This window comes from Solibacillus sp. FSL W8-0474, assembly GCF_038004065.1.
GTDB classification, from domain to species: Bacteria; Bacillota; Bacilli; order Bacillales_A; family Planococcaceae; genus Solibacillus; species Solibacillus faecavium.
Map to the genome: position 1 here is coordinate 2,220,694 of NZ_JBBOQJ010000001.1, position 11,780 is coordinate 2,232,473.

18 protein-coding genes are annotated in these 11,780 nt (G+C 34.8%); 5 read left to right on the forward strand and 13 right to left on the reverse strand.

Annotated features, from left to right (window positions below; translation table 11 throughout):
- Positions 1–157 precede the first annotated feature (157 nt).
- Positions 158–424: a hypothetical protein gene (locus NYE67_RS11030; RefSeq protein ID WP_339212484.1), complete on the forward strand. Its 267-nt coding sequence runs from the start codon at positions 158–160 to the stop codon at positions 422–424.
- 79 nt (positions 425–503) lie between these two features.
- Here the strand turns inward: NYE67_RS11030 and NYE67_RS11035 are convergent, their stop codons facing one another.
- Positions 504–839, reverse strand: a complete 336-nt coding sequence (locus NYE67_RS11035; RefSeq protein WP_340730094.1) for a hypothetical protein — start codon at positions 837–839, stop codon at positions 504–506.
- A gap of 148 nt (positions 840–987) precedes the next feature.
- Between NYE67_RS11035 and NYE67_RS11040 the strand changes: the two genes are divergently transcribed.
- Positions 988–1,164: a hypothetical protein gene (locus NYE67_RS11040; protein WP_340728168.1), complete on the forward strand. Its 177-nt coding sequence runs from the start codon at positions 988–990 to the stop codon at positions 1,162–1,164.
- Between the two features lie 99 nt (positions 1,165–1,263).
- On the opposite strand, the gene NYE67_RS11045 is transcribed toward NYE67_RS11040, so the two are convergent.
- From NYE67_RS11045 to NYE67_RS11100, 12 genes are all read right to left on the reverse strand, one after another.
- On the reverse strand, positions 1,264–2,274 hold the full coding sequence (locus NYE67_RS11045; protein ID WP_340730095.1) for an LLM class flavin-dependent oxidoreductase: 1,011 nt from the start codon (positions 2,272–2,274) through the stop codon (positions 1,264–1,266).
- A 6-nt stretch (positions 2,275–2,280) separates the two neighbouring features.
- The gene (locus tag NYE67_RS11050) at positions 2,281–2,565 is read right to left on the reverse strand and encodes a DUF3219 family protein (protein WP_340728170.1); all 285 of its coding nucleotides are present in this window, start codon (positions 2,563–2,565) and stop codon (positions 2,281–2,283) included.
- 156 nt (positions 2,566–2,721) lie between these two features.
- Positions 2,722–3,699, reverse strand: a complete 978-nt coding sequence (locus NYE67_RS11055; RefSeq protein WP_340728171.1) for a ketoacyl-ACP synthase III — start codon at positions 3,697–3,699, stop codon at positions 2,722–2,724.
- Between the two features lie 44 nt (positions 3,700–3,743).
- Positions 3,744–4,088, reverse strand: a complete 345-nt coding sequence (locus NYE67_RS11060; protein WP_340730096.1) for a hypothetical protein — start codon at positions 4,086–4,088, stop codon at positions 3,744–3,746.
- A gap of 464 nt (positions 4,089–4,552) precedes the next feature.
- Entirely contained in the window at positions 4,553–5,026 is a 474-nt protein-coding gene (locus NYE67_RS11065; protein WP_340728173.1) for an NUDIX hydrolase, read from the reverse strand.
- 74 nt (positions 5,027–5,100) lie between these two features.
- Complete coding sequence (locus NYE67_RS11070; RefSeq protein WP_340728174.1) at positions 5,101–5,577, reverse strand: GNAT family N-acetyltransferase; 477 nt, start codon at positions 5,575–5,577, stop codon at positions 5,101–5,103.
- Positions 5,578–5,763: 186 nt separating this feature from the next.
- Positions 5,764–6,177 (reverse strand): molecular chaperone, encoded by a 414-nt coding sequence (locus NYE67_RS11075; protein ID WP_340728175.1) that lies wholly within the window; start codon positions 6,175–6,177, stop codon positions 5,764–5,766.
- A gap of 327 nt (positions 6,178–6,504) precedes the next feature.
- Positions 6,505–7,212, reverse strand: a complete 708-nt coding sequence (locus NYE67_RS11080; protein ID WP_340728176.1) for a DUF4274 domain-containing protein — start codon at positions 7,210–7,212, stop codon at positions 6,505–6,507.
- A gap of 48 nt (positions 7,213–7,260) precedes the next feature.
- A complete protein-coding gene (locus NYE67_RS11085) occupies positions 7,261–8,556 on the reverse strand; it encodes a DUF1963 domain-containing protein (RefSeq protein ID WP_340728177.1) in 1,296 nt (431 codons plus the stop codon).
- A gap of 18 nt (positions 8,557–8,574) precedes the next feature.
- On the reverse strand, positions 8,575–9,249 hold the full coding sequence (locus tag NYE67_RS11090) for a hypothetical protein (protein ID WP_340730097.1): 675 nt from the start codon (positions 9,247–9,249) through the stop codon (positions 8,575–8,577).
- A 63-nt stretch (positions 9,250–9,312) separates the two neighbouring features.
- A complete protein-coding gene (locus tag NYE67_RS11095) occupies positions 9,313–10,050 on the reverse strand; it encodes a YwqG family protein (protein WP_340728179.1) in 738 nt (245 codons plus the stop codon).
- Positions 10,051–10,372: 322 nt separating this feature from the next.
- Positions 10,373–10,546 (reverse strand): hypothetical protein, encoded by a 174-nt coding sequence (locus NYE67_RS11100; protein WP_340728180.1) that lies wholly within the window; start codon positions 10,544–10,546, stop codon positions 10,373–10,375.
- 206 nt (positions 10,547–10,752) lie between these two features.
- On the opposite strand from NYE67_RS11100, the gene NYE67_RS11105 reads away from it, so the two are divergent.
- The 3 genes from NYE67_RS11105 (at position 10,753) to NYE67_RS11115 (ending at position 11,777) form a co-directional block, all read left to right on the forward strand.
- Positions 10,753–10,935 (forward strand): histidinol-phosphatase, encoded by a 183-nt coding sequence (locus NYE67_RS11105; protein WP_340728181.1) that lies wholly within the window; start codon positions 10,753–10,755, stop codon positions 10,933–10,935.
- A 257-nt stretch (positions 10,936–11,192) separates the two neighbouring features.
- The gene (locus NYE67_RS11110) at positions 11,193–11,402 is read left to right on the forward strand and encodes a spore coat protein (protein WP_340728182.1); all 210 of its coding nucleotides are present in this window, start codon (positions 11,193–11,195) and stop codon (positions 11,400–11,402) included.
- A 12-nt stretch (positions 11,403–11,414) separates the two neighbouring features.
- Complete coding sequence (locus NYE67_RS11115; RefSeq protein WP_191701548.1) at positions 11,415–11,777, forward strand: spore coat protein; 363 nt, start codon at positions 11,415–11,417, stop codon at positions 11,775–11,777.
- Positions 11,778–11,780: the final 3 nt, after the last annotated feature.

Genomic DNA, 11,780 nt, shown 5'->3' on the forward strand with positions numbered 1-11,780 from the left:
AAAACACTTTTATGCTTCTATGGCTAAAAACTGTTAGAGTATTTTTGAAATTAGAAACTTAAAAAGCTAACTGATGTATGAATTCCCGTTACAAAATGGATTATTTTGTTTTTATGAGTAAAATTATGGTAAAATGATATGTAGGAGGTGTATATGTATGCTTTTTTGGAGTCCCTTTTTGTTGGGTATATTAGCAGGTGTTATATTTATAATACTTTCCATTTATCTAAGAAAGAAAAGCTTTCCTAAATTAGTTACAGTTATCCCTACATTTGTTTTATTAGCTGGCGGAATTATTATGATTTCTGTGGGGTATATTTATTTCTATGGCTTTGAAGGGTTTGCTTATTTCCAATTCGGTGTAGCCAATCTACTTTGCCTGTTACTTCTATTCCCAATTATTACAAATAAAACTTCTTACTGAATATGAATTGAGAGTTATTGAGGCATTTAAATCCCCCAATAACTCTTTTTTAATAGCAAAAACCTCACACCTTATATTTCTAATTTTCGATCACCGTTATCTCTTTAGCCTCAAATGTTGGCCTTTCAGTACCGGTACTTAATGATATTGGCTCTTCAAAATATACTGAAACGATATTATTAATATTTAATTCATCAAATGTTAATACCTCACCAGCCTGAGTCTTAATAAGCGTTTCATTGGTTATTTTTATAGTACAAGAATAACCTATGTCATCTTTACTACTAACTAAATCTGAACAGCCAACATTGATGCTGCCTTCTTCAATTGAAGAGATTTCTCCATAAATAGAATGTGATTCATTTGAACAAGCAGTTATAAAAATGATACTAAATATGAAAATTAATTTCTTCATACATAAACACCTCCATATGCTTTATATATTGGATGAGTACAAACCTCTCTATAGCGTGATGTGACGCTTTACAAATGATTAAAGGATATAGTAACTAACATATCGAAGTAATAATTAATGTAAAAAAATTGGTTTAGGATGTGTAATTATGAAAATAATAAACTCAATCATAGGACTACTGATCATTATATGGGGCTCTTTACTTCTTAGTATAACAGTCCATGATGAAACTTCTAAAACGCTTATGTATAAAGTAAATGGTACATTATTTATGACTTTAGGTATTCTCTATTTAAGAAACTTTGCAAAATGGGGGAAGCGGTAGTTGTTTGTTTAATTTTCTAAATCAACATTAGATTGCCCTTTAGCTAATAAAGGCGCAACTCTCCTTCAAGAATGCGCCCGATGGTTGAGATTAAAGCCCCTAAGTAATGTCCTTCTGAAACACTTCCTTCGCAATAAGTTCATAGGAGCGAATTCGATCTTCCGGTAAGTATGTGATTGTATTAATCATCATTTCATCTGCTTCGTATTTGGCCTTTAACTCAAATAATTTCTGTTTCACTTCATGAGGATTGCCAATTATCATGTTTTGCCTCATTTTTTTCAACGTTTCTTTTTCCTTTTCATTTAACTTATATTGCTTAGCTTCATTTATAGAAGGAACCCCTTGATACGCCTTCACTTTGTCCATTTGCAAAGACCAAATTAGATAGCTTGCGGCAACTTCTTCTGCTTTTTCTGTTGTTTCTCCACAAATAACATTCACAGTCACGATGACTTGTGGCGTTTCCCCTTCTTTTCTTGGTCTAAAGGTATCAATATATTCCTTAACGATAGCAGCTCCATCATGATCGCTCATAAAATGCCCGAAAGTATATGGCAAACCATGTTCTGCTGCTAGTAAGGCACTTTTCTCACCCGTTCCTAGTAGCCAAATTTCTGGCGGATTTTCAGGTATAGGAGACGCCGATAACTTTGAATATTCGTTATCCGTTGGAAAATCATCGTTTATAAAATGAAGTAAGTCTCTCACTAACGTAGGAAAGTTCCCAACATTTTTGATAAAGTTACCCGATAAAGCAGTCATCGCTTCAGAAGATCCACCTGGTGCTCTCCCAATCCCTAAATCAATACGGTTTGGAAATAACGTCGCTAGCATATTAAATGTCTCAGCCACTTTATATGGTCGATAATGCGGCAATAAAACCGCGCCAGATCCTAACCGAATTCGATCCGTGTGAGCGCCAATGTAGCTTAGCATCACTTCAGGTGCAGGACATGCTAGACCAGATAAATCATGGTGTTCGGCAATCCAGTATCTTGTATATCCAAATGCCTCCCCAGCCTGTGCTAATTTCATTGACCAGTTTAATGCATCCCGAGGCGTTTGGTTGGAAGAGATAGGAGATTGATCTAATATGCTTAATCTCATTCAAATTCAGTCCCTTTCTTCCACTAAAGTCAATGTATACTGCCCTACCTGATCTTTTTCATACAAATTTGTAATAGAAGTCGAGTAGTTATAAATCGTTCCTCTAAACATTAATTCTTTCTCAGGAATTTTAACGTCAAATGTTCCGTTGTAAAGTAAAGTCGCAACGTCATGATAATCTTCACTTGTCACATCAAAAATGACCGAGACTTTATAGCGCCCATTTACTTTTTCTTCTTCATAGCTATTCAATTGAATTACTCTGTGATCTAAAATTATTTTACTGACCAAAAAAATCACTTCCTTATCTAAAAACTATAAATTCCATTATAAAACAAGAGTAGGAAAATGACGCATTATCCCCTCTCCAATTTCCCGACCTAGAAAATATAAAAAGACAAAAAAGGGCGACAACCATATATGGTTACCGCCTTAAAATTTGTATTTTTAATATTTAAATAACATTGCTACCATTTCGTGACCAGCTCCAATAGTCCAGAACAATACAATGTCGCCTCGTTTTATACGGCCTGTTTCAATACCTTCATTTAGGCAAACGAAAGGACTGCTAGTAGACGTATAGCCGTATCGATCACCTACATATACAATCTTTTCTTCTGGAATATCAAAGTGATCTTGGATTTTCAAAATATTCGATAATGCAAATTGCGATAAGCAAAACGAATTAACATCCTCTATCGTTAAACCGTTATCTTTCAAAAGGTTTTCAATCATCTCACATGCAGCTGGAATCGCCATCGCACCATCAAACGGAGTGAAAACGATATGCTCTTTCTTGCCGATTGTTTGAGAGAATCCTTCTTTTGGATAAATTATATTGTTTCTATTCGCTGAATCTACTTCGTATACCGCATCAATAAAACCTGTTTCGGCCTCTTCTGTCTTTTCAAGTATGATGGCTGCTGCTGCATCTGAAAAATTAGCATATGTAAAGGCCTGTTCAGGATTGGAAATTAAGCTGTTAGCATCAGAGCCAATAACTAACGCACGGTTAATACGTCGGTTTGCCATCATATACCGCGAAGCATTATCCACTGCAACTGTCATGCCTGCGCAATTGGCGTTACTATCAAGCAGCATTGTATGATTCGATGCACCAATTTCGTGGTGCACAAACATCGCATTTGTAGGTAATGTATGCTCAGGCACTTGCGTAGAAAATACAATCATATCAATATCTTTCCCAGTTAATTGAGCCTTTTCTAATACACGTTTAGCCGCTTCAATACCCATTGTTAAGGAGTTTTCATTATTGTCGATGATATATCGTTCATTTCTTCCCATCGAAGTTAAGAAGTTAGTAACATCTTCTCCTTGCTCTTTAAAATGCTCTAAGTAAAACTCATTCGTTACTAAATTTTCCGGATGATAAAAAGCAACATTTTTTATTTTAATACTCGTCATACTATGAATTAACTCCTCGCTGAACTTATTGTTATTACGATTATTTATTTGATTAATTCAACTGTTGCGTTTGTAAGTCCAGCGCTGTTTGCAAGACGATTTAATTGCATTTTTAACGTTATATTATTATCTACTGTAAATTTCACTTGTTTGAATCCTGTTGTTTTATACATTTTCATGACTTCCGTTAAATTTGCAGTCATATCTGGATTCAATAATTGCATTTGTGTGCAATCAACTTCTAGATCAAAAGTAGATGGTGTGATTGCTTTCATTTTAGCATTGTAGTCTGCAACGAATGCATTGGCATCTTCCATTGTCATTTTGCCATTTACAGAAATGTTCACTACTTTTTTTCCTGTGTTTACTTGAATGCCTGTTTTTTTCATATTCGATTCTCCTAATCTAATTGTTGGATTTTAAAATTAATACTTTAAGTAAAAAGTTATGTAAGCTCTAGGGCATATGAATTATATCAAGATAACTTTAAAAACGACAATAGGAATGTCAAATTTCCTTAATAGAAAATACAAAATAATCATTTATAACTAAAAGATATTTTAATTTTTAGAAATTTAGACCCACTTTTAGAAGTTCGATGATAACTAATTAGTTAAAAATATAGTAATTATTAACCTATACATTCCCACTGTAAAATTGCTTGCAAATAGCTTAATCACCATAGTCAATTTAATATCAAAAAGTAAGTTACAAGTGTTGTTTTTTTCGTCAAAGAAAAACCGTAGACTAACATAACCATCCAAATAAATAAGTGGTTATATTCCCTACGGTTTTCGCTTATTTCGAATATTTAACACAGTTCTTTAATTAAGAATAATTAATTTGTAGACCATTATATTTTAGAAATATTTGTCTCATAGTTATTTGATATATAGCCTACCTTTTCAAGTAACTTTAAAGTTGTATAGTTGAGATTAGGGAGTTTGTCTAAAGAAAAATATTTTAATGCTTTACTTTCTTCATTTTTCTTAATAGAACCAGTTACATTTGTAGTTTTATAAATCGCAGTTGCATTATAAATTTCATCTCCATGTGGGAACTTAAAATACAATTCCTTTCCAGAAGCTAATCCAACTAATTGTAATTCTTGAGCGATTAATCCTGTTTCTTCAAATAATTCTTTTAGAGCGGTTTCTTCAAAACTGTCTCCTATTTCCATACCGCCACCAGGAAGCCCCCAATCATTTGTATCCGAGCGTAATTGTAATAATACTTCATTCTTTTCATTTAAAACTATAATGGCAGACCCCGGTGCAATTATTGGTCTTGTACCAATGTGTTGTCGTAATGATTTAATATAGTTCATTGTGCTCCTTCTTTCTTAAATATGTATGGGCTACATTAAGTTGGACACTACCACTTGAATTCATTTTTTTAATTTTAAATATCACAGGATTTTTTATAAAAAATAATAGTGATTTTATCACTGATTTTCTTTATTTCTCCTGTTCTCCTATAACCTAACTTTTCATACAGATAACAAAGCCCGTCTTCTTGCATAATAGTGTCCAACTCCCATGATTTTGCATCAAGGTATATACTTTCTATTTCCGAAAAAACTTTTTGAGCGATTCCTTTTCCTTGATGTTCAGGTAATATAAATATTGGACTAATACGATAAGCGTTTTTATCCAACTTAACTATTCTAATACCACCAATTATGTCTTCAAAATATTTGATTAAATAATAATCTGTATAGGATTGATTAAACCGAGTAATCACTCTTTCTAAAGATTCATTGGCAGGGTTTGTATCATAATCTTGATATTTTTCCAGTAAAGGCATAAATGATTTGACTTGCATTTCATGAAGAATAGCGGCATCATCTAAGTTCGCTTTACATAATGAGACTCCCATAAAAATAAACCCTCCCTCCATAAATGTGAATAAGTTAATTAATATTAACATATTTATCCATATTTAGATAAGAAACATTTAATTAACATCGATTGCCCATCGGTTGCCTTATGCTAAATAGATATAATAACCCCTATATCACGAAGAAAACCGTAGCGACTGTACTCGCTACGGTTTATTAAAGTTTTAAATCTCTATATCCATTACCTCAAATTTAGCACTCTGATCGTAACCTTCTTCAAAATCACGGTTATACATTTCTTTAAAATCCAATGACCTGTAAAACGGAACATCCTTACTGCTTTTTTCCAGCGCTTTATGTATGGCTAATATTACTTCGTCATTTGATACAATCCCAAATAAGCTCTCTCGCTTAATCTCACCTGTCGTATAGATTGATAGGTCATCGTAAACTACGAAATCAATATAGCGAACAACATTGAGGAAGCTGCCCCCATGTGTCATAGCAATTCGTAACGGATCTTTTAAAGATATAATCTTATTTTTAAATCCAAACTGGATGCCCCCAGCTGGAATATAAATGATTTTATTTTTCTCTGTTTCTACGATATTTTCAATTTTTAAAAACTCAAGTTTCATCTTTACTCCTCCTAGTATTACATCTAACATATACCCTGTTTTCTCAATTACTAATACGCGGGAGTAAAGTTTTTCAACCTGTTTGTTTTTGTGATTTAAGTCCTACCATTTCAGCCAAATCTTTAGTTCATACGATTGGCTTTTCCCAATTGCTAAGCAATAGCTAATAAAGACCCTCTTATCTAAACAGACAGGATATATAAAACAAAAAAGAGTAGCACAAATCAATTGTTTAATCTTTTGTCCGTAGAATTATTTTTTGACTCAAGGAAAATGGGGGCATAGTGGAAAGCATGAAATAGCCTCCCGTTTTCAAAGCGGGCTTTTTTAGCTGCTGGTCCGCTCCAATCTTTCATTTAGGGCAACCGCAAGTTGATTAAAGCGTCTTTCCTCTTCCGTGCTAAGCGGATCACTCGAATTCCCCTTATCCAGCCAATAATCTCCATCTAACAATTCATACATGTCAAGAAGTGTAATTTTTTGAGTGACCGGATTATGAAAAACCGACAACATCGGTTCCGGGCCATCATCCCAGTTATATTCGTTCACAATGGCATGTAGGATTTCCGCCGAATTTATTCTTTCAATCTTTTCACACATCTTTTTCTGAGACTCCTCATATAAAACCCCATCAACAACCCTTTGCTCTTCTAGTGTCAGAGAAAGGCGAACGGCTCCTTTGGTTTCGAGCAGAAGGTCCGCAATCTTTTTATCTATACGAGCTGCATTCCAAGCTGTAGCCAATATGCCGAAAGGGGAGTCCAGTTTGGCCCCAGCTTCGATGAGCTTTAACAGGGCTTCAATTTGCTTGAACTTTACAGCTTTTTTTAGTGCAGTATCACCAAGTTTATCCTGTGCCTCAAGATCTGCTCCCTGTTCGATCAATATTTCTATCGCCTCAACGGGTATTCGATTGGTCAAAAAAAGCATCAGCGGCGTTCTTCCCCGCTCGTCTCGTTCATTCACATCCAGTTCCGTTACAGCCTTCTGCACAAGTGAAAGATCATCTGTCTTGCTAACTTCTTTCCAATTCAAGCGTAACCCACTCCTTTGAAACGGTACTATATTAAACATGAATGCCATTCAGCTTTGCTGATATATCGTTGCTGTAATCAGGTCTTTAGAACAAATAAACATATAATAGATGCCTTCAGCATACTCGTCAAAATCGGCATAATCAATCTGCCCTATAAACCGCATTCTTCGTTCACAATAAGGACAAACCGGGTACTCAGGATCCTGGACCCAGCTTGGGTGCCCGCCAATCTGAGAATCCAATTGTGACATAGTCCAAACAGCAGCATAATACGGTGATTGTGGCTCTTTTGATAGAACTAGTTTAGGTGAGGGTTCAGTACTGCTGTTTACGTCATCTAAATCCGGGAGATAAACGGGTTCCTGATTAAAACGGCTCCAGACAGGTAAGCCATCTTTGTCCAATTCCAATTCCATATATATCACGCTAAAGCTCCCACATAATTCACAGGTTATCACCTGTAGGTTCTCCATTTGCAGGTCGAGATATTGCAAAGCCGGATGAGAAGTAGCAGCGACCATCAACTTCGTTAACTTCCTATTGCACCATGGGCATGTTGAATCGCTCGTCTCAAGAAAACGGGCATGATTTTCTTCAATTACAACATCATCCTGTTGGTCAGTTTGCCTGATAGCGTAACATAATGGATTTACCAAATTACGCCTTTCCCCATTCGAAGTAAGCTCCCATCCTCCATCAACAGCATAAGTTTCAGGCGTTACATATAACTGTTCCGCCCATTTTGGTTGATGCATATGCCATTCCTGGTACTGGTTTATTACCTTAGCATCACCAATCCAGCCGAGCGCAAGGAGAAGATGATTTCGGTTGTCCTCATCCCATAACACCCGCTCTATAAGCTGATCCCGAATGTCTTGTGGTGCATCTTTAAAAAGAATCGGATCCTGAAACAAGCCGCGCTGTATAAGCTCTGGTAAAGCAATTGATATATTATCATTTCGGTAGCACACCAAAGCTAATAGAATATCCTGTGCTTCACTTTCCTTGTTAACAGCGAGTAATTCTATTGCATAATTCAGCATACGTTGCGCATCTTGGTTTGATAAAGAAACGTAAAGCTTCTCCTTTCTTATTGGAAAGGGAACGTATTGAATTAGCGGAACATACTTTCTCGGTGCATGCATGACCTTGAGAATGTCCACTTGATCTGCTAATCCCTCATAGAGATTCACCGTTTTTCGGTTTTTCTCAATATAAGCTACCCGTTTTTTTCGTTCCTGCTCCTGGTGGCAAGGCATGCAGATACCGTTTGTTTTGGCTGCTGTACTCGGTAGAATAGTTGCGCTGCATCCTTCCATCCTGCATGGTATTCGTTCTGTCATTTCCATTCACCTCCAAAATTATAAACCAATATACAGTTTATTTTCTGAGAAGACCGCTGCGTATCCATGTCTGTACAGTTCAAAATAAGCTGCGAACGGGTCACCATTTAATCTATAACGGGGCCACTGAAGATAATATGAAATCCAGTAATCACAAGCAATCGAGTAATATGCCTCGTCCAAAACTTCAATCGGTTCATCGTATTCAATCTGTTCGCTGATTATATCAAAAATCGCCTCATATATTTCAGGATCATATTGCTGACGAATTCCATCTATCGATCCGGGAGGTACAATTTTAATTTCTTCGATTTCATCTAGGTACTCGGTAGAATCTTTCGTATCAAACTTTCCGGAAGATCCCAGCAATAAATCCTTTAAGCCTTGAATAAACTGCCTGCCATAATCTACGAGTATATCATTGGGTACATTACTATCTTTACTAACAAAATATCCTGACACTGTAGGCCCACTATAATCCACAGGATTTAGCATTTCATAGATTTGTAATATCCTCTCCAAATAAATATGCCCATCTTCAAGAGGTTCAAAAGTAGCCTCTACACCTTTTCCATCTGGCATAAACATTTGAAAGTAACCATAGAATCGTGCTTCATCGATATCTGCTTCCCCGTAATTCATATCATCATCCATCAATTGAAGTAAATATCTTGCATAGGATTGTTTATCCATATAAACTTTAAACCTCTCTTTCGCTTATTAGTGGCGGCTTTTTTAGACGGATTTGGTATCTCACTAGCAACTTTGCCAATCATACACGACTTTTGAAAAATCCCTATTTTTCAAAGCGTCTTTTGGAATAGAGAAAACACAGTTGCCAGAATCCCCAAACATAATACCGCATTCGTCATCGATATCCAGTTGCAATAAAAGAAAATCGTCATCACCAAAACCAATATAGTCATTTTGGACAAAATATGGATAACCGCCAATTCTGCTATCGCTACTATAGCAATCTTCGCTCAATTTCTCATATTCTTCTTCTGATAACTTATCCATAAAAGTCTCTTGAAATAAATCTAATGAGGAAGACATAGGCATTTCCCTTGATTTAAAATACATTTTACCACTATGTGAAAAAGGGAGATTCATGATATATTCTTCATTTCCATAAGGATGTTCCTTCACTAAAAGTTCTTCATTTTCTATATAACTTTCAATATATCTTACGAAAATGGGGTCTTCCAAACCGTACAAGTCATCGTTTGTAACAAAAAATTGTAGTAATCCCTTTTCTGGTAATTCAACTATATTTTCAAGATCTCCCAGATTAATTTGTGCTAAAAACAACATCGGTTTTCCATTTTCACCTATCGGATAATCTATATTATTTTCCAAATAGGGACATCCCCCTAATTTACTTTCATAAGGTTTTGTTTCTTCACGCTTAAAACTTATCTCATTACTATACCTAAAAGTACCTTTAATCAAGTTTTCATGTTCTTTCAAAAGTTTAGGAATTTCGTATTTCATCAATGAATGTCCTCCAATTCTAATTTATTTTTATAGTCGGATTGATTCAAAGTAATAAGATTAGTATTACTTATTACCATTGTTGCCAATTCTCTTTGTAATAGATTGTAATATTCTTACAAAGAATATTACAACCTTTTGATTGATCAATAGGATATTAAAAGATATCATTCAGCAATAATGGTACCATCACTATCTCGATTAAGTTATGGATAAATAGGCGGGTTATTACAAGTAAAATTTATAAAAATAGCCACTCTGTCCGAAAATAGAGTGGCTTGTTGAGCAGAACTTTTCAAGAGTCATTTTCCTTCCAAATTAATCAATCTTCTTCATCTAGCTGATTCATTTTATCCTTTATCTGAAATAAAAAATGAAGTTGCATTTGTTTAGCTAATTTTTCTGCCATTCCTATCGAATCAAGATTTCCTTGTATATCAGCTATCTGTTGTTCAATATAAGCTCTTAACTTTTCATACTTTTCTAAATCACTCACTCAACTTACCTCTCTAAGCAAATTTTTTTATTAACTAGTATGCTCTGAATGTAAAGAAATTAAAACTAGAATTTAATACAACTGCTCAACTTTTATTCAACTCTTTATGAATCAATTGTACTTTTAAGGGAGAATTTCCAACTGAATATTAGTATTTCCCATAGCTGTTTAAGCCATTCTAATTATGCGTAAGGAGGTGAGCAGCATTGGAAAATAATAACTTCAAACGTGAACGTCAACGTAATAATAATAACAATAAGAACAATAATAATGCATTTGAATTCGGCGAAGATTTCAACTTTGATAATTTAAATGATCATAATCAAATTAAACGTAATAACAACAATAACAACAACGTTAAATTTATCAAGAAAAACAATAATAAGTAATATTATTATGAGGCTAAAAGTTGCTTTCCACTCCGGACAACCTTAACGATGACTAATACAGATATGGTTTAATGCATAAGTCTTAATCATTGTTTTTATCAAACGTAAATAAAGAGACGAATTTGGAGCACAAAAGAAGGATGTGCTTCAGTTCGTCTTTTTAGTTATTCAATTAATCCAATCTAAAAGGAGAATTTGTATAAATAGACTTGCTCCAGGGCAAACTTTTTCAAATAAACTCTGGAGGTGGGATGACCATGTTTGAGAAAAAATTAGCACTTCATGAAACAATGGAATTTCATGAACTCATTAACTTTATGACAACTAGTTTACTTAAATCGAAGCTGAGTCAAGGTGTAGTCTTTGATGATGATTTAAGAACTTTATTAGACAAAAACGTAAAATTATCTACCCCCGCACTTACCGCTATGGTTAAGCTCTACGCTAAATCGGAATTAGAATATTAGGAGGACTATGTTATGGAAGACTATTTAGATCCTTTAAATTCAATCGGAATGCCCGAACTAACTGATTCGGGAATTGCCCTTGAATTTTTACTTACAACAAAAACGGGAATTCGAAATCTTTCAATCGCTTTAACAGAAACAGCTTCCCCAACTCTCCAAAAAATCATGAGAACGCAGCTAGAAGTCATGATTGATATATACTTTGAGATTTCTGAGCTAATGTTGAAGAAAGAATGGCTTAAACCCTATGATCTTGAAGGTCAAAAGGAATTGGATATTAAATCTGCAGAGAATGCGATTAGTATTGCACAGTTGGATCTATTCCCTAAGAGCATGAATCGCAAAGGCATGTTCCCTACCCCACCAAAAAAGTAAACG